Source organism: Rhodanobacter sp. ANJX3 (assembly GCF_014200755.1).
Lineage (GTDB): Bacteria > Pseudomonadota > Gammaproteobacteria > Xanthomonadales > Rhodanobacteraceae > Rhodanobacter.
Genome location: NZ_JACHCM010000004.1, coordinates 225,262 through 249,258 on the forward strand (window position 1 = coordinate 225,262; position 23,997 = coordinate 249,258).

The following is a 23,997-nucleotide window of genomic DNA, read 5'->3' on the forward strand; positions in this document are numbered from 1 at the left end:
CATCAGACGTCTCAACGTCTTCATGTCTGTCTGACCAGGGGCCTCTTCAGATGTTGCAGCATCGTCCCTTTGTGCGGCTCTTCGCCGGCCTGTGCCTGATCTGGTTGACGCTGAATCTGCCGCTGCTGCTGAACATCCGCGTGCTGCCCTGGGACGCGATGATTTCGTCCTATCCGACCGTCTATTTCAACGCGCATAGCCTGCGTATGGGCCTGTGGCCCTGGTGGAATCCGTATATCTATTCAGGCTACCCGCAGATCGCCGATCCCCAGGGCATGCTGTTTTCGCCGCTGCTCATGGCATGGATGCTGCTGCGCAGGGCGCCGGGCGCCAGCTGGTTTGCATGGGGCGTGCTGCTGCACTTGCTCATGGGCGGCACCGCCATGCTCGCCCTGTTGAAGCGCTCTGGTGCGAATGCTTTTGGCGCGCTCGTTGGCGCCACGGTGTTCATGGCCGGTGGCGTCGCCGCCTCGCGCATGGAACATACGCCGATCCTACTGGCCTACGCGTATGCGCCGTTGGTGCTGCTGGTACTGCGGCACTTCCTCCAGGCGCCGGACTGGCGCCGCGGACTGCTGCTGGGTCTGGTCGCTGGCGCCATGGTCACGCAGCTGGTGCAACTCACCTATGTACTGACGCTGATGATGGTCGCCTATGCGGCCGGTGCCAGCGTTACGCATTGGCGCGACTACGGCGCGGCAGCACGATGGCGCTGGTTCGTCGGCATGCTGCTCGCGATCCTCTTTGCGTCGGCTATCGGTTTGCCGCAGCTGCTTTTCACCTGGGCTTATACGACGCTGTCGAACCGCGCCACGCTACCGCTTGCTACCTCGGCGAGCGCCTCACTGGATTGGCGTGCGCTGCTCACGTTCTTCGACCCCAACGCGCTGCATGCCTTGCGCGGCAGCTACAGCGGCCCGGCGGACCGCGTCGAAGCGTATCTATACATCGGCGCCATGCCGACCTTGATGCTCGCGGGTATCGGCATGGCCTGGCGTGAACCGCCGCAGCGGCGGCAGCTGATCTTTTTTGCCGCCGTAGCCGTGATCGCCTTTTTCTACATGCTGGGCGTGAACACGCCTTTCTATGCGTGGCTTTATGCGTGGCTGCCTGGCGTGCAGCAGTTCCGTCGGCCATCAGATGCAGCCTACCTGCTGAATTTTTCTCTGGCCATGTTCAGCGGGCTGGCGGCCAGTCATTTTCGGCTGGATTCACGACGCCATGTCGCCACTTTGCTCGCCGTCGCGGCGCTGTGGCTGACGCTCTCCAGCCTGCCCATGCATCACACCTACGCGCGCTGGCACGGCGAAAGCCTGATTGCCGCCGTCGTCGCCGTACTGGCGTTTTGGCGGCTGCGGCGTACGGGCACGACGCTTCGCACAGCGACGTGGTTGCTGGTACTCCTGGTGGTGGATTACCGCTGTTTCAACCTCGACGGCACGTTCAACGAAGGTCCCGACAAGGCGAAGATCTTCCTGCACGACGCCACCGCCGACTTTCTGTCCGCGCGCATGCAGCCGGCTCCAGGCACGTTGCCGGCAAGGCTGGAGCCCGTCGATGCGGGCAGCCAGTGGGACAACCTTGTGGTGCTGCGCGACCTGCAATCGACCCAGGGTTATAACCCACTGCGGTACGGGCTCTACGATCGCTGGTACGGCGCACGCGGCAACGGCAGCGGTTTCGACGGTGCACCATCGCGGGTCAACACGCTGTTCAACACGGCGCCAGACAGCAAGCTGAGCGATCTTCTCGGCGTACGCTATGTAATCGATGTGCACAAGACCGAAACAACTCCGTGGCCGGCCCCGTCGGGTTACGAAAAAATCTTCGCCGACAGCCAAACCCATAACGAAGTCTGGCAAAACGACAAGGCGTACCCGCGGTGGCTCAACCCGACGCATGCGATCGCCTTGTCCCCATGGCAGCTCCCTTCGCCATCGGCTTTCGACGCAACGGATTTTCGCACTACGGTCTGGCTGACCCCACGCGACACGGAAGATCAGCGCACGGGTGAGAACGTGGCAACCGCATGCACTGCCCAGCTGGCGATCGCCGACGTGCAGGCAACGCCGACGCAGCTGTCCATGCGTACGCAGTCATCCGGCGCCGGCTGGCTGGTGCTGAGCGAGCTGGACTTCCCCGGCTGGGTCGCCGATGTGGACGGTGCAAGCCTGACGATTCATCGCGCCAACGGCATGTTCCGCGCGGTGTGCGTGCCGGCCGGTCTTCACGTCATCCGTTTTGTGTTTCACCCGTGGACGATGGTTGCCGATGTCTGGCGGCAGCGCTCGCGCTGATCCATTCGATCGAGACCTACAGACGAGCCGACTGATCGGCGGCGAACAGGTCGACCGGCAAGCGCGGCGTATCGAGTCCGCGAGTGAACAGCATGGCTTGGAAGCGCTCGCCCATCTGGTCGGGCAGCATCAGGCGTTTGACCTGCTGGGCGAGCTGGTAGGCGGCGCGATCGTCGCCGGCCTCGCCCTGCATGCTTTGAAAGATATCCTGCAGGCCTGCACCGATCAGGAAGGACGCCTGCGGCAGATAGACGGCCAAATCGAAGCCCGCGCTCTTGCCGGCTTCGGCCACGGCGGTGAAATCGACGGAGGCGGTGAGGTCGTTGAGGCCGGGCAGATACAGCGGATCGTTATGCGCGCGATGGCGGTAATGCGCCATCAGCGTACCGTCGTCGCGTTCTGGCAGGTAAAACTCGCGGCGCACGTAACCATAGTCGACAAACAACATGATGCCGGCGGTCAGTGCGCCGGCAATCGCCTGAATCCAGAGCGGCAACTGCGGCAGCACTTCGGAGCGATAGCCGTCGACGAATCGGGTGCCCAGATCGCGCTCGATATGGCGTACCGCGCCGGATACCAGCGCATCGGCCGGACAATCGATGCGCTGCAGTCGACCGTTGCTGTCGAAACTGACATGCTCTTCGAAGATTTCGCCATCGCGCACGGTGAAGCGTGTGGCCGGCAGCGCATCGATGACTTCGTTGGCGAACAGAACCCCGCACCAATCCGCCTCGGGCGGGCGGTCGAGCCAGCGCACGCGGGCGTTTATCTCCGGCGCAAGATTGGCCAGCAGCCGCTCGCGCTGACGCTCGCGAAGGTCGGCACTCGGTTCCAGAATCAGATAATGACGCGGCAGGGTGTTGCTCGCCGCCAGCGCCTTGAGCGCCGTTTCGGCAAAGGCGCCGCTGCCACCGCCGAGCTCCAGAAAGTCCGCCTCCTTACCCAGCGACGCCAGCGTGGGCTGCACCGCGTTGACGACGCAACCGGCGAACATTTCGCCGAGCTCGGGCGCCGTGACGAAATCGCCGGCAGCGCCAAACTTCGTGCGGCCGGCGCTGTAATAGCCCAGGCCGGGCGCATAAAGGCAGCGCTCCATGTACTGTGCGAACGGGAGTGGACCCTGCGCAGCGATCGTCTGGTGCAGCAGCTGCACCAGACGATCGGAATGGGCGCGCTCGTCGGTGCCGGGTTCGGGAAGTCGGGACTGCATGGGCGGCGTTGCCATTGACCAAAAGCGCGGCAAGCATAGCGGATGAACGCGTGGCCTACCGTTCTCATGCCGTGCCGTCTGTCAGTCTAGCTGCCGTCCCACAAAAGCTCGTCGCTTCGTTGCCGCCTCAGAAATCCTTCTGCAGCGTGACGTACAGACCGCGACGAGGACCGTACTGCGGCGCGCCCACGCCAATACCGGTACCGTCACGTAGCTCATAGGTGCGATCGAGCGCGTTGATCACCGCCAGCTGCGTGTGCAGCTTGCCGATGCTGGCGAAATTGAAATCGTGCGACACGTTGAGATTGAGCTGGAAATAATCCGGTAGCGACAGGCCGTTCGGCGTGTCGCCGTCCCGCCGCAGACCGGTGCCGAACAGGTAATCCGCGCCCACCTTGGTGGTATCGGTCAGCGCGTAGGTGATGCCGCCGGAAGACGTAATCTTCTGGTCGTGATCGAGGTGGATGTAGTTGTCGTAGATGTAGGCCAGATCCACCGGCGAGAAGTTGTACTGGCCGGTGATCACGCGCTCGCCCATCGCGCGGTTGAAGGCGATGTTGGTATAGAAACTCAGCGGGCCCTGATCGTAGTTCAGGGTGAACTCGTTGCCGCGGATGCGGCCCGAGTTGTAGTTGAAGGTGGAGAAGATCAGCGCCGCGCCGAACTGGCCTTCGTCCTGCAGACGGTCGACTTTGCGGTAGTAGCTGTCGAAGCCGATGGTCCAGGCCGAACCGAAGTTCTGCGAGATGCCGGCGTCGTAGTAGTTGGATCGCTCGGTCAACGGGGTGTTGTTACCGTTGCTGGGCAGCGCGTTGGTGGTGCCCTGGAACTTGATGATGTCGGTGGTGGTGATCGCCTCGGTCGCCGGCGGCGTGAAGTAACGTGAGTAGCCGGCGTGCAACGTGGTGCTGTCGGTGGCCTGGTAGACCAGGCCCAAGCGCGGGCTCAGCTGGCTTTCGGTGCGGAAGGCCTGATATTCATCGGCGCGCAGGCCGTAGTTCATGGTCAGCTTGTCGCTGATGCTCCACTCGTCCTGCAGATAGGCCGCATAGGTCTTGGCGACGATGCGGCTCTCATCGAAGATATTGAACGGCACGGTGCTGGTCTGGTTGCCGTCGGCGTCGGCCGGGAACACCAGCGAGTTATTGCCGCTCACCGCGCGCTCGAAGTTGCCGTAAACGCCGTAGCGCAGCGTGTTGCTGTCGCCCAGCGGCGTGGAGAAATCGGCCTGCAGCGTGCTGGCCACGTTGCTGCGATTGATGGTGGCAGCAACACCGTTGAACATCAGGTCGCCCACGTCATCCGGCAAAAAGCCTACGCTGGTATAACGCCGTCCCAGGGACACCTGATAGGCGGTGTCGCCGAGCTTACCCTGCAATGCCAGTACGCCGAAGCGGGTTTTTTCGTTCTGTTGCTCGTTGAGATTGGCCGAGTTGAAATCGACCGTATCGAGATAGCCGTAGGTCGGCGTCTGGCCGGGGTTGTTGGGAATCTGGAAGCGGTTGTTCGAAACGCCGAAAAGGAAGCTCAGGCGCGTGTCGTTGTTGATCAGGTACGACACGTCGCCGAAGGCCTTCACCTGGTTGGTATGGTCATGGATCGGCGTGCGGCTTGCCGTCGGATTCTCGATGCCGACGTCGCTTTCCATGTAATTGGCGGTGAGGAAGTAGCTCCAGCGGTCGTTGCTGCCCCAGATCGACGCATTGGGATTGAACGTGCCGAACGAACCGGTGGTCACGCCGACGCTGCCGCCGTTGCCGAGGTCGTGGCCGCTCTTGGTCGTGATATCGACCACCGCCGCGGTGCGGTCGCCGTACTGCGCCGGAAGTGCACCGTCGAGCAGCTTCACATTCTGGATCGTGCGCGCGTCCAGCGCCTGACCAAAGCCGGAGATCGACTCGGGAATGAGCACGCCGTTGATGCGGTACTGCAGGTTGGCGTGATCGCCGCGTACGTGGATGCCGCCATACGAATCCTGCACCACGCCCGGTGCCTGCAGCAGCACCTGGTTGAGCGGTGTGGATGCACCCAGCGGCAGTTGCTCGATCGCCTTCTGGTCGATCACGTACTGGCTGCTGCCGGTGTCCGGCGAGAGCGAGTTGCGCGCCTGATCGAGCGCTGCCGTCACGTCCACCGCGCTCAGGTTCTTGGCATCTTTCGACGGCTGCTTGTTGCGCGAACCATGATCGACCGTGCCATCCGTCGTTGCACTGTCGCTGGCAGCACTGTCGCTCGTGACGGGTGCGGATGGATTGGTCGGTGGCGTGGTGTCGGCGGCCTGAGCGGATAGTGTGCCCAGGGCAAGGGCAAGGCTCAGGGCAAGCAGGGAGGGCTTCATCGGGGGTTCCATCAGGGGCAGTAAAAAGGAGGTGTGTATGTAATGTTATAACATTACTTAACTAGCGTGTAGCGCGTATGCGCCAGAAGTCATGCTTGCGGGGGTATCGATGATCATTTGGCCCCTGGAGCCTGTTCATGACCTGCCCGCATATCGCATTGTCATCGGAGCGGTCGTCAGGCGGCGGCGCGATGGCAACCCTCCGGACCGGGGCCACGCGAAGTCCTGAGCTTACCGATGCAGCCACACAACGCGCCGACAAGAACGGTACGCGTCGATCCGGCAAAATGCCGCTCTTTGAGCCGAGCTTCACGCCGTTCGCCTAGACTGCGTCCTACCCTCTGGAAAACCGGCCTGCGCGCCAAGCGCATCCGTCGCTGAATCAGGCATTCGGGAGCCACGCATGAGCAAGACCAGCAAGAACGTACCGGCCGTTATCGAGCCGGTAGAGCACAACAAGGTGACCCAGGCCATCCTCGATTTCGTCAGCAAGGTGCCGGCGAGCAAGATCGACAGCAGTGCGAATCCCGACGCGGAGGCGCACCGCATCGCCAACGCGGCCGCCCGACGCGCGGCCCTGACCGCCGGTTCGCTGGCGCTGCCGCCCGGCCCTCTGGGCTGGCTGACCATTCTTCCGGAGCTGACGCTGATCTGGAAAATCCAGGCGCAGATGGTCAGCGATATCGCCGCGGCGTATGGCCATCACGCGTCGCTCGGCCGCGAACAGATGCTGTGGTGCCTGTTTCGACATACCGCCGCCCAAGCGTTCCGCGATCTGGTGGTGCAGATGGGCGACCGGCTGGTGTTTCGTCGCATGTCGCACGGCATCGCACAACGCGTGGCCAAGCAGGTTGGCATCAAGCTGACCCAGCGCACCGTCGGCGAAGGCATCTCACGCTGGCTGCCGGTTGTCGGCGCGATCGGCGTGGGCGCCTACGCTTATTACGACACCGGTCACGTCGCCAGCACGGCCATTGCGCTCTTCAGCGGCAATATGGAAATGATGGACGACGCCGATGATGCAGTCGCCGCCTCGGGCGCCGCCGCAGCCACTGCGGCCGTGCTGAAACCCAAGCCAAAAACTGTCAGCGCCGCCAAGACGGCGGTGAAAAAAGCGGTGAAGAAAGTCGCGAAAAAGGCCGCCAACAAGGCGCTGGCGAGCACTGCGCGCAAGATTGCCAAGAAGGCCGATAGCGTGAGCAAAGCCGCCAGCAAACGAGCGGCCGCCAAACCCCGCAAGCCGAAGTCCGAATGAACCCGCAAGCTCCGGCACTCGGCGGCGTGGCCCACGCATGACCACGGCACATCCTAGACCCGTTGCTCTGATCACCGGCGCCAGCCGCCGCGTCGGCGCGGTCGTCGCGCGCACGTTGCACACGGCTGGCTACGATCTGGCATTGCACTATCGCCACTCCAGCGATGAGGCACAAGCCTTGGCGAACGATCTGGAAGCGCAGCGTCCGAACAGCACGCTGCTGATGCAGGCCGATCTGGCCGATCTGTCTGCACTGCCTGCCCTGATCAACACGCTGCTCGCGCACTTTGGCCGGCTCGATGCGCTGATCAACAACGCCTCCGCGTTCTATGCCACGCCGCTGGACAGCGCCACATCCACGCAGTGGAACGAACTGTTCGCTTCCAACGCGCAGGCACCGTTTTTTCTGACACAAGCAGCCATACCGGCGCTGCGTAAAAGCGGCGGCGGCATCGTCAACATGCTGGATATCTACGCCGAGCGGCCGCTGGCCGGCTACACGCTGTACTGCATGGCCAAGGCTTCGCTCGCCGCCATGACGCGCTCGCTGGCGCTGGAGCTCGGCCCGGACATTCGCGTCAACGGCATCGCGCCGGGCGCGGTGCTGTGGCCGTCCGAAGGCAAGAGTGAGGAAGAACAGAACGAACTGCTTTCGCGCACGCCGCTGAAGCGCGCCGGCACACCGGAGGATGTCGCCAGCGCCATTCTCTGGCTGCTGCGCGATGCGCACTACACAACCGGCCAGGTCATCCACGTGGACGGCGGACGCATCCTGTCCATCTGAAACCTGCCAACAAAAGGCCTCCCGATACGGAGGCCTTTTTGTTCAAAATGTAACGCCAGCTGCAGCGATTATTTCTTGCTGCGAAACGCCTGATCCAGCAGCACCGAATCGAAGCCCACGCTCGTTTCGCCGGACTCCGCATAGCGATACAGGGCCGCCGCATAGATGCCGTGCAAGGATGCCTGAATCAGCCCGAGCAGGGTCAGGCCGAGCACCACCACGACAATAGCGACGACCAGCGCCGCAACAGACTGCAGCGCCATCGCGCCGCCGATCAGCACCGCGGCCACCACGACGGAAAGCACCATAAAGACGCCGAACACTACGCCAATACCGCCGTTACCGATCAAGTTTTCGCCCCAGCTGCGCTTGAGCAATTCCACGCTGTGCTTGACGGCATCGACCGGCCCCACTTCCTGGCTGGCGAGAATCGGCACCACGAGAAACGTCGCCACCGTCCAGGCCAGGCCCAGAAAGCCGACGACAAAACGACCGATCAGACCCAGCCGCTCCTGCACCATGCGCAGCACCAGCCCGACCGTCGCCGCGATCAGCGCATAGCCCAGAATGTGCGTGATCCTGGAACGCGCCAGTGCGAAGCCCGCCGATACGCTGGTCGGCTCACCGCGCAAATGCATCAGCGCCACGCCGGTCAACGCCGTCTGGAAAAAGATGATGACGAAGTATTGCACCAGATAAAACGCAAACATCAGCAGATACGAGCCGGCCGACATGCGCTGATGAAAATCCTGCCCGGCGTGTTCGTTGCCGACCATCATCAGTATCACCGGCAGCAGAAAACTCGCCGCCACCAGCAGCGTGCACGCTCCCGACAGCAGCGGAAAAATCAACAGCGACTTGTCCGACTGCAGTACGGCCGCGCTGGCCTTCATCAAAGCCCAGCTTCGCGAAAACTTCCCCGCCATGACGTTTCTCCCCCGTGGATGACGCTGCTGTTTTAGCACCGATTGAAATGCTGCAACAGTGACGAATGGCGGGGAAGGGAAATGGCGATTGCGCAGGGCGCTAGCAGCCAAAAGACCAGACTCGCCCGGAAGCGCTCAACTCCGTCTACCCTGAGCGTAGCGACGCAGTGGCGCAGTGGCGCAGTGGAAGGGTAAGTTGTTGGAGCCACTTTGACTCTGCTTGCTACGCAAGCGACGCTCAGTGCGAACGGGCGGGCAAGCAAACGAGTTGACTTGGCAGGCAATGGAAAACGGCAAAACACTGCGTGACTTCGCTTGAGACCGACAACCAGTCCATGCAGCTGGCATGGAAATAGGAAAGCCTTTGCCTAGCCCGCCGACAAATCCATCGACGTATCAACGCTCATCGGTTCGCTCTCAGCCGGAAACTTCCGCCACAACTCGGCCATGCTTTCGCCGCTGAGCGGATGCCGGAAATCCGGCGCGATATCGGCGACGGGGCGCAGCACGAAGGCGAACTGCAGCTCGTTGCGCGGTATCTGCAGATGGCCCGGGCCATCGATGATTAAATCGTCGTAGAAGACGATATCCAGATCCAGCGTGCGGTCCGCGTAGCGCGGCACGTCGCGGCGGCGGCCGTGGCGATCTTCCAGCGCATGCAGCCACTCGTTCAACGCCGTCGGCGAAAGATCGGTGTCCAGACCCACGGCCAGATTGACGAACTCCGCACCCTCGAAACCGACTGCCTTGCTGCGATAAGCGGGCGACACGGCGAGCGCGCCGAAGCGTTGGCGCAGTTCGTCGACAGCAGCTCGCAGATAACGCTGAGGCTCCACGTTGGAGCCCAGGCTGAGATACACGCGCGCCATCAGTCCGGCCGCGTGCCGCGTTCGATGCGCACGCCGACCGACTTGGCGCCGCGCACCGCGCCGGGCTTGGACAGCTTCAGGCGCACCCAGCTGACGCCGAATTCCTCACGGATGATCAGCGCGCAGCGCTCGGCCAACGTCTCGACCAGCCCGAAGCTGGATTCGCCGACGTAGCCGATCAGGCGCTTGGATACGTCCTTGTAATTGAGCGTATCGGCAATGTTGTCGCTGGCGGCCGGGCGCGTGTTGTCGAAGGCCATCTCGATGTCGAACGACAGCGTCTGGCGCACCCGACGCTCCCAGTCGTAAATACCGATGACGGTATCGATACGCAGGTCTTCGATGAAAACGATATCCATGGAAAGCATTGCCCGTTGATCAGGGGCACAGGGTCGGCGAGCCGGCCCGCAGATGCAAGCCGCCGATTGCCGCAGCGGCGGTCATGCGATCATAGGCGCATGACCACGTTCAATACGCTTGCCCTCAAACCCGCCCTGCTCGACAGCGTCGAAACGCTGGGCTATGCCGATATGACGCCGGTGCAGGCGCAGAGCCTGCCGCCCATGCTCGAAGGTCGCGACGTGATCGCGCAGGCGCAGACCGGCAGCGGCAAGACTGCCGCTTTCGGCCTCAGCCTGCTGCAGACGCTGGACGCCGACACCATTCGCCTGCAGGTGCTGGTGCTTTGCCCCACGCGCGAGCTGGCCGATCAGGTGAGCAAGGCGATCCGCCGGCTGGCGATCAATATTCCCAACGTGAAGCTGCTGACGCTGTGCGGCGGCATGCCGCTCGGCCCCCAGCTGGCCTCGCTGACCCACGATCCGCATATCGTGGTCGGCACGCCGGGCCGCGTGCAGGAGCATCTCAAGCGCGGCAGCCTGCACGGCGGCGGCATCAAGGTGCTGGTGCTGGATGAAGCCGACCGCATGCTCGACATGGGCTTCAGCGACGCGATCGACGACATCGTCGGACGCATCGCCAAGCATCATCAAACCCTGCTGTTTTCCGCCACGTATCCGCAGGAGATTCGCGCCGTCAGCCAGCGCCTGCAAAAGAATCCGGTCGAGGTCACGGTGGACGCGCCGGCCAACGAGGTGCCGGCGATCGAGCAGCGCTTCCACGAAGTGGAGCCGGCGCAGAAGATCGATGCGCTGGCGCAGCTGCTCAGCGGCGAGCGCGGCGCCGACGTATCCGGCCAGCAGGCGCTGGTGTTCTGCAATATGCGCCGCGAGGTGGATGCAGTCGCACTGGAACTCGACCGCCGCGGCTTTTCGGCGCTGGCCCTGCACGGCGACATGGACCAGCGCGACCGCGACGAGGTGCTGGTGCGCTTCGTCAATCACAGTTGCAGCGTGCTGGTGGCCACTGACGTCGCCGCGCGCGGGCTGGACATCGTCTCGCTGCCGCTGGTCATCAGCTACGACATCGCGCACGATCCGGAAACCCATACGCATCGCATCGGACGCACCGGCCGCGCCGGTCAATCGGGCCTGGCGATCACACTGTGCGCGCCGCGCGAACGGCCCAAGGCACTCAACATCGAAGAGCTCAACGGTACGCCGCTCGCCTGGCGGCCGCTGAAAGTAGCGCCCCAGCGCAGCAAGACCCTGCATTTGGCGCCGATGAAAACCCTGGTGATCGACGCAGGACGACAGGACAAGCTGCGCCCCGGCGACATTCTCGGCGCGCTGACCGGCGACGCCGGGCTCGCCGCCAAGGACATTGGCAAGATCGACGTCTATGCGACGCGCGCCTACGTGGCCATCAGCTGCTCGCTCGCCGCCAAGGCGCTGGAGCGCCTGCGCGCCGGCAAGATCAAGGGCCGCAGCTTTCGCGTTCGCCCGCTGGGTTGATTGCGGACTATCTATTATCTAAACAGACGACGGAATGACTCCGATGATTCGACGGCTGACTTATCTCTTCGCGCTTGCCCTGCTGACCTGCTGCGCGCCCGCCGGCGCGGCGATACCCACGTATAGCTACAAGGTCGTGCACGTCTATCCGCACGACATTACCGCCTATACCGAAGGTCTGTTCTACAAGGACGGCTTTCTCTACGAAGCCACGGGCGAAGAGGGCGAATCGACCGTGCGCAAGGTCGAGCTCGAAACCGGCAAGGTGCTGCAGCGCTACGACGTGCCGCCGCAGTATTTCGGCGAGGGCATCGTGGACTGGAAGGGCAAGCTGCTGCAGCTCACCTGGAAAAGTCAGATCGGCTTCGTGCACGATCTCAGCACGTTCAAACTGGAGCGCAGCTTCACCTATCCCGGCGAAGGCTGGGCGCTGACGCGCGACAGCAAGAAGCTCTACATGAGCGACGGCACGCCGACGCTGCGCGTGCTCAACCCGGATACGCTGCAGCAGATCGGCAGCATCGACGTCACCGCCGACGGCGAGCCGGTGAAGAACCTCAACGAGCTGGAGTGGGTGAAGGGCACCCTCTACGCGAACGTGTGGCTCACCAGCAAGATCGTCCTGATCGATCCGGCCACGGGACACGTGACCGGCATCCTCGATCTCGCCAGCCTGTTCGACGTGAGTCAGCTACCGGAGCCGGTCAACGATTGCCTCAACGGCATTGCCTACGACGCCAAGCACGATCGGCTTTTCGTCACCGGCAAGCGCTGGCCCAAGCTGTTCGAGATCAAGCTGGTGAAACAGCCGGCGACATAAGCGCTCAGGACTCTCCGGTTCGCCATGTCGATACTCCCGACGCCACGGCGCGCCGGTCGCTGGGTACTGGTCGTTGTCCTGGCTAAGCGACCAGGAGCGCAGGAGTTCGAACGTACGTCAGTCCGTGCCGGATGTGTCGGTATCGGAAATGATTCTCCCGCCCTGCTCCAGCCACCGCGCCGCGCCGCGACCGGCTATCAAACCGCTGGCGAAACACGCGGTCAGCAGATAGCCACCGGTCGGCGCTTCCCAATCCAGCATTTCCCCGGCGAAGAACACGCCGGGCTTGGCACGCAGCATCAGGGCATCGTCGAGCGATTCCAGCTGCACGCCGCCGGCAGTGCTGATCGCCTCCGCCATCGGTCGCGGCCGGCGCAAATGCAGCCGCAGTGCCTTGAGCTGCGCCGCCAGAGCAACGGGATCGGCCAGCGTGGGCTTGTCGACCCGCTCGAATACCAGCGCGCTCTTGTACGCATCCAGCCCTGCACGACGACGCAACCAGTCGCCGATGCTGTGCTTGCCGCGCGGCGCGGCCAGCCGTTCGGCGAGTGCGGCCTGCGTGTAGCCCGGCACCAGGTCCAAGGTCAACACGGCTTCGCCGTTTGCGGCGATCTGCTCGCGCAGCTCGGCGCCGATCGCGTAGATCAGACTGCCCTCGATGCCGTATTCGGTCAGCACGAACTCACCCTGCCGCGCATGCGCGATGCCCTGACGATCGGTCCAGTGCGCGATCACAGGCTTCAAAGGTGCGCCGGCGAAGCGGCCGATCAGGTACTCGCTCCAGGGGATTTCAAAGCCGCAGTTGGCGGACTGCAGCTGGGAAACCTCGGCGCCTAGCTGCTGCATGGCATCCACCCACGCGCCGTCGGAGCCGAGCTGCGGCCAGCTGGCGCCGCCCAGGGCGAATATCACCGCATCGGCTTTCGCCGTGCACTCGCCATGCGGCGTGCCGAAGCGCAGCACGCCATCACGCTGCCAGCCGAGCCAGCGGTGATGCATGTGGAAACCGACGCCCGATTCGCGCAGCCGATGCAGCCATCCGCGCAGCAGCGGCGCGGCCTTCATATCGGCAGGAAACACGCGGCCGGAGCTGCCGACAAAGGTCTCCACACCGAGGCCGCTCGCCCACTTTCGCAGGGCCTGCGCGTCGAAGGTCTCGAGCCAGCGGCTGATTGCTGTCTGGCGCGCGCCGAAACGACTGACGAAGTCGGCCATCGGCTCGGCGTGCGTGAGGTTGAGGCCACCCTTGCCCGCCAGAAGAAATTTTCGGCCGACCGAACCCATCGCGTCGTATAGATCGACCTCCATGCCGATAGCACGCGCCGCTTCGGCGGCCATCAGCCCCGCAGGGCCACCGCCAATGATCGCAAGTCGGGGAGTGTCGGCTTCAGTCATCCATCCATGGTGGCACGTCGGCTCGACCGGCCAAAGCAGCGTCGGCGCGCGAGCGCTACTTCCTAGGCTAGGCCCATATTTTTCGACGGTCCGATCAAGCCCTTTGGTTCGCACTTCATACCGCGCCATCGAATCCCTAAAAATTAATTATCAGGAATATTTTTAATATCACTCTCTCCATATTATTTAGAAAATTTATTTATATGATTATTCTATTTTATATGGCCGAGAATGCAGCCTGCCATTCACTAGGCGCCATTCGGGCTCCAGCCTGGTGAGGATTTTATATCGATCTAAACGTATTAAATTGCGAATCGGCAAGTTATTGCTGGAGGCGGCGCAATAGGTGAGCGCGCCTGCTTGAAATATCCGTCGCCGGCCGCGGCACGGACATCATTTAATTTACTGTTTTTATTCAATAAATTTTCTGAAAATAGCGGATGCCTGGTGTCTCCCTCGTGCGTAACAATCAGCGTTCGAACCGCTCCTTTGCAGCGAAAACGATTACATCCTATAGCCATTTCAAACGCCCCGGAGATTTTGTGATTGCAATCACTGGATACTTCAAAAAATCCTATTGACGGTACTTGAGCATTCACCCTAACGTCGAGTAGTTCGCCAATGGGGATTTTGGCAAACGGTCTTGTCACGACGTCATCGTGCATTTTGGCGTCGCCCTGTCAAAACGTTCGTACTGAATCTTATTAGGGATATATAAAAAGCTTACGCAACGCCGACGAGATCGCAGGGCAATCCAAGAAAGTCACCGGTGCCGCGTCTCTCCGCGGCGCTCCATTACATGAGGTCTTCGCGCCCCGTGCGGGTTCGTTTTGCCTCAAAAACTTCGGGAGTTCCAATGCAAAGCCATTTCCGTCTCAAACTGCTCGTTGCGTCCATCGCCCTGGCGGCCACTGCGTCTGTGTATGCCACCCCCGCAAGCAATGTCAGTAGCGCTTTCGTTGCGCTGCCCACGCAGAACGTCAATACATTGCGTAACGGCGACGTATCCACCGGCCCGCTGGCTTTCTCGCAGCCGCTGCATGTCGTGGTCTCGCTCAAGCTGCGCAACAAGGCAGACCTGGATAGCTTCGTGGCCAAAGCCGAACAGCCGGGTACACCGGTGGCCCAGCGCACCATGACCCCGGAGCAGTTTGCCGCACAGTATTCGCCGACCCAGGCGCAGGCACAGGCTGTCGCCGACTACCTGACCAAGGCCGGCTACACAAACGTCACCATCGCGCCGAACCGCCTGCTGGTGGAAGGTGATGCCACCTCCGACACGGTGCGCGCAACCTTCAATACCAACTTCGAGAGCGTGCATACCCACGACGGCCGCAACGCCTATCACAACACCAGCCCCGTCATGATTCCCGCCGCCCTGCAGGACACCGTGCAAGCCGTTCTCGGTCTGGACAACGTGCATCTCTCGCACATATTCGCGGTCAGGGCGCATGCGGATACGGCGCATCCGCTCGCCACGGGAACTGCGGTGGGCCATAACCCGCTCGACTTCCCGAAAATCTACGGCGCCAGCAGCCTCGCTACGGCGTCGACCGTGACGGTGGGCAACGTCGTGTCGGGTCAGATGAGCGACGTGCTGAGCGACATCAAGTCGTTCGAGAGCACCAACGGCCTGCCTTCTTTGGTTCCGTCCATTGAGGGTACCGGCAACACCGGCAGCGTCTCGGCCAGCGGCGACGGGGAGTGGGATCTGGATACCCAGGACATCCTCGCGATGACCGGCGGCGTGAAGAGCCTGATCCTGTACGACGCAGCCAGCCTTTCCGACGCGGCGCTCACCACCGACTACAACCTGGCCGTCACCGACAACAAGGCGGTGGTGATCAACGTCTCGCTGGGCGAATGCGAAACCGATGCCAAGTCGGCGGGTACCACCACAACGGAAGACACGATCTTCGAACAGGCCGTGGCGCAGGGCCAGACCTTCTCGGTGTCCGCCGGCGATTCCGGCGCCGACGAATGCGGCACGGGCGGCGTAACGCCGAGCTGGCCCGCCAGCTCGCAATATGTCATATCCGCGGGCGGCACCGAGCTGTATACCTCGGGCACCACCACGTGGGGCAGCGAGACCGTCTGGAACAACCTCAGCTCCAGTGAAGGTGCAACCGGCGGCAGCCCCAGCACCTTCGAGCCGATTCCCAGCTGGCAGGTCGGCGTGGGTCAGAACGGTACGTCCAAATACCGTGGTGTGCCCGATATCGCGTTCGACGCCAGCCCGGTCTCCGGCGCGCTGGTTATCGTGGACGGCCAGGCCAACCAGCAGATTGGCGGCACCAGCCTGGCCTCGCCGCTGTTCGTCGGCGCATGGGCGCGTATCCAGGCCGCCAACGGTGGCGCACTGGGCTTCGCCGCTCCATTGATCTACAAGGCGGCCGCGGCCAACTATGCGACCGACTTCCACGACATCACCTCCGGCAACAACAGCGGTGAGACGGCGGCCGTGGGCTGGGATTACACCACCGGCTTCGGCAGCCTGATCGTCAGCGCACTGGCTGGCAACATCAGCAGCACGGGCGGCGGTGGCGGCACCGGCGGTACCCCGACAGCCAACTTCAGCGACACCACCAGCGGTCTGACCGCGACGTTCACCGATTCGTCTACCGACTCCGGCGGCACCATCAGCACGCACGCATGGACCTTCGGCGACGGCAGCACCTCGACCGCCACTAGCCCGAGCCACACCTATGCCGCTGCGGGCACGTACAGCGTGACCGAGACGGTGACGGACAGCGTCAGCGGCAAGACCAGCGCGAAGACGGCATCGGTCACGGTCAGCAGCAGCGGCGGCGGCACGCCGACGCAGTTGCTCGTCAACACCGGTTTCGAAACTGGAAAGGCGACACCGTGGACGTTGTCCTCTGGCGTGCTCTGCTCCAGCAGCAGCTGCGGCAGCAGCGAAAGCCCGCACGCCGGGACCTACTTCGCGTGGTTTGACGGCTACGGCGCGTCGCATACCGATACGGCCTCGCAGTCGGTAGCGATTCCGAGCGGCAAGACCACGGCGACGCTGCAGTATTACCTGCATATCGACTCGACCAAGACCACGGCGGCCGATACATTCACCGTGCAGGTGCTGAACTCGTCCGGTACGGTGCTGAAAACCCTGTCGACCTTCACCAGCCTCAACACCAACACCGGTTATGCGGTGGAGACGGCCAATCTGTCCGCATATATCGGCCAGACGGTCACCATCAAGTTCACCGGCAAGGAGACTTCGTCCTCCGGCAATACCGACTTCACGCTCGATGACGTGACCTTGACGGTGCAGTAAGCGAAGTAAACCGGACAGTTGCCTTCATTGGCCGCTGTCTCGGCGAACCAACGAAAGAGCCCGACCGCAAGGCCGGGCTCTTTTTTGTTGCGCGACGTGCAGTGGACAGCGGCAAGCGCCGAGTCAGCGATAGTCCTTCACGATTTCCAACAGAGGCGCCAGATGGGCCTCGAAATGCTTCCATCGCGCCACGGACGATCGATAGATCGGCTTGCGTACCTGGGCGACGCTGGCCGTTCGTACGACCCGCTGGTTCTGATGGAAGGCCAGGCATCGCTCGTCCCAGGGCAGGCCCAGATAAGCAAGCAGGCGCCGCGCCTGCCCCTCGGTATCCGTAACCATGTCTTCGTAGCGAACATCCAGCACCGTGCCCAGCGGCAGCACCCGCTGCCAGTGCCGCATCATCTGGATGTAGCGTACGTAATAGCGGCCTACCGTCTCCAGACGGTAGGCAAAATCCAGATTGTTGCCCGCGAACAGGCGCGAGTAGCACGAGAAGCACGAATCCATCGGATCGCGCATGGCGTGGATGATTCGGGCCTGCGGCAGCATCAGATGAATCATGCCGATGTGCAGAAAATTCGCCGGCATCTTGTCGGTGATGCGCTCGGCCTGCGGCGTATGTCGCCAAACGCGATCGATGTAGATCTCACCCAGGCGACGCAGTTCGTCGGCGGAAAGGTTGACGATGATGTCCGGATAGGAGGCCTTGCGCTCACCCAAACTTTTTTCAACCAAATGGACCACGTTGTCCAGATCGGTCAACTCACCGGCACCATACACGCCAGGATACGTGGAAAGAATCTGTTCGATCAGCGATGTACCCGAACGCGGCATGCCCACGATAAAGATCGGCGCCTTGTCTGCGTGAGTCGGTTTTGCGCGGTTAGCAAAGAACGCCTCGCTAAAGACCGATTGCAGCCGCTGCACCAACGCCACCTCACGCGCCTCGTCGTGCGGAAACAGCTCATGCTGACAGCGATTTCCCTGCGCATAGGCGGCAAACGCATCGTCGTACCGGCCGACGTCCTCGCGCATCTTGCCCAGCGCAAACCAGTAGCTGCTCTGCCCCGTTTTCGGCAGCGACGGGACTTGGTGCAGCTGGCCTTCGAATAAAGCGAGATGAGGATCGTCGATGGCGTAGGTTTTGAGCGGCGAGAGGTTGCAATGCGACTGCACGAAATCCGGCCGAGTCTCGATCGCCGCCTCGAAACATTCGCGAGCCTCGTCCAGACGCCCCTGCCGCTTGAGACACAGGCCCAGATTGTTGAGCGCCTTCACATGACGGGGCGCGATCTTCAACGCACGCCGATAGCTCTGCTCCGCGTCGAGCTGCCTGTTCTGATCGCGCAGAATGTTGCCAAGATTGAAGTGCGTCTCGGCATACCCGTCGTCGAGCACCAGCGCCTGGCGATAGCTCGATTCCGCATCGGCCAGACGGCCCTGGGCACCTAAGACGTTGCCCAGATTTATGAGCGCCTCGACGTAGTTCGGATCGATCGCCAGCGCGCGTCGATAGCGGGCCTCCGCCTCGGACAGTCGGCCTTCACTGCGATAGACGATGCCTAGGCTATGGTGCGACAGGGCATCGTCCGGACGCGCCGCTAAAACCTGCTGAAAATGCGCGATGGCATCGACGTGCCTTCCCGCTGCGATCAACACATGACCAAGCCGCGCATGCGCATCGATAAAGCCCGGTCGAATCGCCAGCGCGTGACGATAGCTGTCGATCGCATCACTCCATTCGCCCTGTGCCTCCAGCGCACTGCCCAGATTGAAATGCGCTTCGAAATAATCCGGCCGGATGGCTAGGGCGCGACGATAACTGTCGGCGGCTTGAGCTGGGTCGTCCAGTAACATCAACCCGTTGCCAAGGTTGTGATGCGCGCTCGCATCGTGCGGCAGAAGCGATGCCGCCTGTCGCTCGGCGACCACCGCATCGGCGATTCGGCCCTGCGACTTCAGCGATGTCCCAAGCGCTTTCCATGCAAAGCCATGGGTGGGGAAACGCGCGATGAGTTGTCGCGCCAGCGACTGCGCTTGCGCATGTTGCTGCTTACCCACCAGTTGGGTAAGTCTCTCGATGTCCTGACGGCTGGGCGAAACGTCGGCCGCCGGCGGGGAGTCCGAGGAAGGGTGCGCTCGATCAGGCATGCCTCATTGTCCGGCATGGTTGATCCAAAAAGTAAGTGGCGACGCTCACCTCATGCGAAGTGTCGAACAGACATGATGCCAGTCTGGCCGTTCATCGAAGTCACGCCCGGCAGCTGGCGACAGCCATTGTCGGTCGGGCCGTTGTATCGTATCGATTCATTGAGAGTGGATAGCTGCTATGACTCGTCTACCTATTTTTTCCGTTGCCCTGCTGGCTGCCATCAGCGTCGGCGCGATGGCACAGAGCGCCTCGACCGTGCCATCCGATCAAGCCAGTCTGCAAGCGCTGGCCAGCGCGCCCAGTGAAACCGAACTTCGGGCCACGATCACCAAGCTGGTCAGTTTCGGTACACGCCATACCATGTCCGATACCACGTCGAAGACACGCGGCATCGGCGCGGCAAGGCAGTGGGTGAAAGCGCGTTTCGAAGCCATCTCGCGCGATTGCGGCGGCTGCATCGAGGTAGTGACGCCGTCGCAGACTTTCACCGGCAAGCGCCTGCCCACGCCGACCGAAGTGATGGACATCGTGGCGATCAAGCGCGGCACGGGCGATCCGAATCGCGTGATCGTGATGACCGGCCATCTCGATTCGCGCGTCACCGATGTGATGAACAGCAAGAGCGATGCGCCCGGCGCCAACGACGATGCCTCCGGCGTCGCCGCCTTGATCGAGGCATCGCGCCTGCTGTCGAAACGGGACAATCGGGCCACCCTGGTTTTCGCCGCGCTATCCGGCGAAGAGCAAGGCCTCTACGGCGGTAAGGTGCTGGCCGATTACGCGGTGGCGCAAGGCTGGCAGGTCGAAACCGATCTCAACAACGACATCGTCGGCAACAGCCGCGGCCAGAACGGCGCCATCGACAACACCTCTGTGCGCGTGTTCTCCGAAGGCACCAAGAGCAACGAAACCGCGGCGCAGGCCACGGCCCGCAGCTACCACGGCGGCGAGGTCGACTCGCCCTCGCGCAATATGGCGCGCTACATGGCCAGCCTTGCCGACACCTACCTGCCCGACCTGCGCGTGCATATGATTTATCGCACCGACCGCTACGGCCGCGGCGGGGATCAGGTGCCGTTTCTCCAGGCCGGCTTTCCCGCCGTGCGCGTGACGGAATCCCACGAGGACTATACCCACCAGCATCAGGATCTGCGTACCGGCACCTCGGACGAGGATCGCGGCGTTCGCTACGGCGACACCATCGCCGGTGTGGACTTCCACTATCTCGCTCGCGTCACCGCGCTCAATACGCTGACGATGGCGTCGCTGAGCCGTGCGCCGGCACCACCGACCGGCGTCACCATCGAAGGCGCGCTGGCCACGGACACGACCGTGAAGTGGAACAAGGTCGCCGGCGCTGCCGACTATCGCGTGCACTGGCGCGATACCACCGCGGCGCAATGGCAGCATCAGCAAAGTATCGGCGACGTGGGCAGCGCCGTGCTGAAGGATGTGGTGATCGACGACTGGTTCTTCGGCGTCTCGTCGGTATCGGCCGACGGTTACGAAAGTCCGGTCGTGTTCCCCGGCGACCCGGGCAGCTTCACGCGGTCGCCCGCGCCTGCCAGCAGCAGTTCGGCGCCTGGCCATTGAGTGGCTCTGGTCAATAAGAAAGGCGCCCCTCGGCGCCTTTCTTATAGCCAAAGCGAACCGATCAACCGCCGCTGGAAGTAGCGGGTGCGGGCGCGGACGAATCGTCCGTCGCCTTCTTCATATGATGATGCTTTTTCGCCGGGGCCGGGGCGCTGCTGGCATCCGCTGGGGCCGAGCCGTCGGATGACGCGCTGTCCGACGACGCGCTGTCCGAGCTGCCGCCTTCACCGCGGGTGTAGACGATTTTCTTGTCGCCTTCGCAGGTGCCAACGACCTTGGCGTCCGCACCGGCGCTGTCGCTGGACACGACATCGAGCTTGTAGTCGCTGACGCCCTTGGCCTTGATCTTCGCATCGATGCTCGACTTCACGTCGTCGCAGGACGCGTGAGCCATGACAGGCAGGGCGAGAAACAGCAGGGCCATCAATCCAAAACGCTTGTTCATGGGTCTTCTCCTTGTGGGGTTGAAACTCAGTACAGCAACACAACGATAAATGAAACGCCTGCCACGATGAAATTGGAGTGCAGGCTTTATTATCCCAACCCAAGGTGACGGCCGATCATCGGCTTGCGCACGTTGTTTGTCACGTGGCACCCAAATCAGGTACCACGGGGTTTTGCGCGATGCGTCGGTACCGCCGTCCACGGGTCGTCCGGCCACGGATGCCGGGGATAACGGCCCTTCAATTCCCTTTTCACCTCGGGATAGGTGCGCTCCCAGAAGCCTTTCAGATCCTGCGTGACCTGGATCGGCCGACCCGCTGGCGACAGCAGGTGCAGCGTGACAGGAATCCGCCCGCCGCCGATGCGCGGCGTATCGGCCAGACCGAACAGCTCCTGCAATTTGACCGCGAGCACCGGCGGCTCGTCTGGCGCGTAGTCGAGGCGGCGCTGTTGGCCGCTGGGCACGACAAGACTCTCGGGCGCCTGCAAGTCGAGCATGCGGCGTTGCTCGTAATCGAACAGTGCAGCCAGCGCCTGCGCCAGTTCATCCGCGCCCAACGCATCGAGCGACCGTTTGCCGCTGAGATAGGGTGCCAGCCAGCGGTCGACGGAATCGAGCAGGGCCATATCGGATACGTCCGGTAGCCCGAGCTCGGGCATCCACGCGCGCAATGCCTGCATGCGGGCGCGCAGCCGCTTGGCGTGCTCGCCCCAAGGCAACGAGGCGATGCCCTTGGCGCGTACGACGGCGAGCAGCGCGGGCAGCGCATCTTCCGGCCGCACCGGCACGCTGCGGCGCTCCAGCACGATGGCGCCGAAGCGGTGTTCGTCAAACGCTTCGACGAGCGCACGCGGCTCGTTCCAGCGCAGCGTGCGCTCGCGCACGAACTGCGCCGGATAGTCGCGCTCCAACACAGCCGGGTCGAACGGTGTGGCGACCAGGATCAAACTATCGCGTGTCTCGTGCCGCAGATCCAGAACCACCAGCCACGGCTCGCCATGCAGCGCGGTATTTTCGTGCAGGCGCGCACCGCGACCGTTGGCCAGGGTGTAGCGCAGGGGATTGGACTCGTCGCGGCGCGCCACGCGATCGGGAAACGCATGCAGCAGAAGATCGCCGACGGCGTGACTGTCTGGTACGCCGCTGGCCGGCGTTCGGACGTCCAGACGTCTTCGCCAGCCCTTGCCGATCTGCTCGATCGCCGCCAGCGCGCCGACATCGACGTCCATGGATGGACTAGTGCCGCGAGCACAGGACGTGCGAGAGCGGCCGACGTCCATGGATGGACCAGCGCCGCGCGACGGGCCGCCGCGCCGATCGCGCCATGCGTGCAACGCCGCGACGCGCACGCGGAAGTCGTCGCCACGGGCCTGCGCGCCGCGCATGGGCGAACGCGCCTCCATCAGCGCCAGAAGATCGCAGATCAGCGGCCGCAAAACCGCCGGCGCGCGCAACGCAGCCGCCGCCAGTCGGGGGCTGGCGCCCAGCTCCAGCATGGCGCGACCCAGCGCCGTGATGCGCATGGCGTCATCCAGTGCGCCGAGACCGATCAGCAACGCGCGCGCCTGCGCCAACGCGCCGCTGGGCGGCGCATCCAGCCACGGCAGCGTGTCGGTATTGCTGGTCGTCACGCCCCAGGCCGCCAGTTCCAGCGCAAGTCCTGACAGCTCGGCATGGCTGATTTCCGCACGCCGCGCCGATTCCAGCCGCTTGCTCTGCGGCCACAGGCGATACGCCGTACCGGGCGCGACGCGACCTGCACGGCCCGCGCGCTGATCGGCCGAAGCCTGCGAAATAGTCACGATCTCCAACCGCGTGAAACCGGAATTCGGATCGAAGCGCGGTTCGCGCGCCAGCCCCGCGTCGATCACCGCACGAATGCCCGGCAGGGTGATGCTGGACTCCGCCACATTGGTCGCCAGCACTACACGCCTCATACCAGCTGGCCGCATGCCGGATTCTGCCGGCGCCAACGCAGCCTGCTGTTCGACCTGCGACAGCTCGCCGTGCAGCGCCAGCACTTCGACGTTGTCCTGCGTTACGGTCTGGGCCAGCGCGTTTCTCGCGCGAGCGATCTCGCGCTGGCCCGGCAGAAAGGCGAGCACGTCGCCCTCGTTTTGTTCCAGGGCCTGGCGCGCGACGCGCGCGAGATGATGTTCGATCGTCTCCTGCGCGCGCGCCGGCGGATGCTCGATACGCACAGGAAAACTGCGGCCGGGACTGCTGACGCGCGGCGCATCCAGCCATTGCGCCATGCGTTCGCCGTCCAGCGTGGCGGACATCACGATCAGCCGCAGGTCCGGACGCAGCGTGGCCTGCACGTCGAGCGCCAACGCAGCGCCCAAGTCACCGGCGAGATGGCGCTCGTGGAATTCGTCGAAGATGATCGCACCGATGCCGGCCAGCTCTGGATCGCGCTGGATCAATCGCGTGAGAATGCCCTCGGTAACCACTTCGATGCGCGTCGTGGCGCTGACCTTCGACTCGAAGCGGATGCGGTAACCGACGGTCTGTCCCACGACTTCGCCGAGCTGCTGCGCCATGAACTGCGCGGCGGCGCGGGCCGCGAGACGACGCGGCTCCAGCACGATGATTTTGTCGCCCGCCAGCCACGCCGCGTCGAGCAGCGCCAACGGCACCTGGGTGGTTTTGCCCGCGCCGGGCGGCGCCTCGAGTACCAGTCGCGGATGGTCCGCCAGCGACGCGCCGATCTGCGCCAGCAGTGGCGTGATCGGAAACAGGAGGCTCGGGGAGTCTGGTGACAT

Annotated in this window: 16 protein-coding genes; 7 read left to right on the plus strand and 9 right to left on the minus strand. The window is 63.2% G+C overall.

Annotated features, from left to right (window positions below; translation table 11 throughout):
- Positions 1–50: 50 nt before the first annotated feature.
- A complete protein-coding gene (locus tag HDE76_RS12780) occupies positions 51–2,297 on the plus strand; it encodes a YfhO family protein (protein WP_179480487.1) in 2,247 nt (748 codons plus the stop codon).
- Between the two features lie 16 nt (positions 2,298–2,313).
- Here the strand turns inward: HDE76_RS12780 and HDE76_RS12785 are convergent, their stop codons facing one another.
- Both HDE76_RS12785 and HDE76_RS12790 read right to left on the minus strand, forming a co-directional pair.
- Positions 2,314–3,507 (minus strand): SAM-dependent methyltransferase, encoded by a 1,194-nt coding sequence (locus HDE76_RS12785; protein ID WP_184508079.1) that lies wholly within the window; start codon positions 3,505–3,507, stop codon positions 2,314–2,316.
- A gap of 127 nt (positions 3,508–3,634) precedes the next feature.
- A complete protein-coding gene (locus HDE76_RS12790) occupies positions 3,635–5,845 on the minus strand; it encodes a TonB-dependent receptor (protein ID WP_179480484.1) in 2,211 nt (736 codons plus the stop codon).
- A 403-nt stretch (positions 5,846–6,248) separates the two neighbouring features.
- Here HDE76_RS12790 and HDE76_RS12795 point away from each other — a divergent pair, with 403 nt between their 5' ends.
- Together HDE76_RS12795 and HDE76_RS12800 are read left to right on the plus strand one after the other, a co-directional pair.
- A complete protein-coding gene (locus tag HDE76_RS12795) occupies positions 6,249–7,100 on the plus strand; it encodes an EcsC family protein (protein WP_255457813.1) in 852 nt (283 codons plus the stop codon).
- A gap of 37 nt (positions 7,101–7,137) precedes the next feature.
- On the plus strand, positions 7,138–7,884 hold the full coding sequence (locus HDE76_RS12800; protein ID WP_179480482.1) for a pteridine reductase: 747 nt from the start codon (positions 7,138–7,140) through the stop codon (positions 7,882–7,884).
- A gap of 68 nt (positions 7,885–7,952) precedes the next feature.
- Here HDE76_RS12800 and HDE76_RS12805 read toward each other — a convergent pair whose 3' ends face one another.
- The 3 genes from HDE76_RS12805 to folB form a co-directional block, all read right to left on the minus strand.
- The gene (locus HDE76_RS12805) at positions 7,953–8,810 is read right to left on the minus strand and encodes a DUF6159 family protein (RefSeq protein ID WP_179480480.1); all 858 of its coding nucleotides are present in this window, start codon (positions 8,808–8,810) and stop codon (positions 7,953–7,955) included.
- A gap of 368 nt (positions 8,811–9,178) precedes the next feature.
- Complete coding sequence (gene folK, locus HDE76_RS12810) at positions 9,179–9,679, minus strand: 2-amino-4-hydroxy-6-hydroxymethyldihydropteridine diphosphokinase (protein WP_179480478.1); 501 nt, start codon at positions 9,677–9,679, stop codon at positions 9,179–9,181.
- On the minus strand, positions 9,679–10,038 hold the full coding sequence (gene folB / locus HDE76_RS12815) for a dihydroneopterin aldolase (RefSeq protein ID WP_179480476.1): 360 nt from the start codon (positions 10,036–10,038) through the stop codon (positions 9,679–9,681). Before folB ends, folK begins: the two co-directional genes overlap by 1 nt.
- 99 nt (positions 10,039–10,137) lie before the next feature.
- Between folB and dbpA the strand changes: the two genes are divergently transcribed.
- Together dbpA and HDE76_RS12825 are read left to right on the plus strand one after the other, a co-directional pair.
- Entirely contained in the window at positions 10,138–11,532 is a 1,395-nt protein-coding gene (gene dbpA, locus HDE76_RS12820; RefSeq protein ID WP_184508082.1) for an ATP-dependent RNA helicase DbpA, read from the plus strand.
- Positions 11,533–11,575: 43 nt separating this feature from the next.
- Positions 11,576–12,352, plus strand: coding sequence for a glutaminyl-peptide cyclotransferase (locus HDE76_RS12825; protein WP_179480472.1), 777 nt, complete (start codon positions 11,576–11,578; stop codon positions 12,350–12,352).
- A gap of 117 nt (positions 12,353–12,469) precedes the next feature.
- Here HDE76_RS12825 and HDE76_RS12830 read toward each other — a convergent pair whose 3' ends face one another.
- Positions 12,470–13,747, minus strand: a complete 1,278-nt coding sequence (locus HDE76_RS12830) for a TIGR03862 family flavoprotein (RefSeq protein ID WP_179480470.1) — start codon at positions 13,745–13,747, stop codon at positions 12,470–12,472.
- A gap of 856 nt (positions 13,748–14,603) precedes the next feature.
- Here HDE76_RS12830 and HDE76_RS12835 point away from each other — a divergent pair.
- Positions 14,604–17,039 (plus strand): protease pro-enzyme activation domain-containing protein, encoded by a 2,436-nt coding sequence (locus HDE76_RS12835; RefSeq protein WP_179480468.1) that lies wholly within the window; start codon positions 14,604–14,606, stop codon positions 17,037–17,039.
- A gap of 123 nt (positions 17,040–17,162) precedes the next feature.
- On the opposite strand, the gene HDE76_RS12840 is transcribed toward HDE76_RS12835, so the two are convergent.
- The gene (locus HDE76_RS12840) at positions 17,163–19,193 is read right to left on the minus strand and encodes a tetratricopeptide repeat-containing sulfotransferase family protein (RefSeq protein ID WP_179480466.1); all 2,031 of its coding nucleotides are present in this window, start codon (positions 19,191–19,193) and stop codon (positions 17,163–17,165) included.
- Positions 19,194–19,371: 178 nt separating this feature from the next.
- Between HDE76_RS12840 and HDE76_RS12845 the strand changes: the two genes are divergently transcribed.
- Positions 19,372–20,787 carry a M28 family peptidase gene (locus HDE76_RS12845; RefSeq protein ID WP_179480464.1) on the plus strand — a complete coding sequence of 472 codons (1,416 nt, stop codon included), beginning with the start codon at positions 19,372–19,374 and terminating at the stop codon, positions 20,785–20,787.
- Positions 20,788–20,848: 61 nt separating this feature from the next.
- Here the strand turns inward: HDE76_RS12845 and HDE76_RS12850 are convergent, their stop codons facing one another.
- Both HDE76_RS12850 and hrpB read right to left on the minus strand, forming a co-directional pair.
- Positions 20,849–21,232 (minus strand): DUF1161 domain-containing protein, encoded by a 384-nt coding sequence (locus tag HDE76_RS12850; protein ID WP_179480462.1) that lies wholly within the window; start codon positions 21,230–21,232, stop codon positions 20,849–20,851.
- A gap of 155 nt (positions 21,233–21,387) precedes the next feature.
- Complete coding sequence (gene hrpB, locus HDE76_RS12855; RefSeq protein ID WP_179480460.1) at positions 21,388–23,997, minus strand: ATP-dependent helicase HrpB; 2,610 nt, start codon at positions 23,995–23,997, stop codon at positions 21,388–21,390.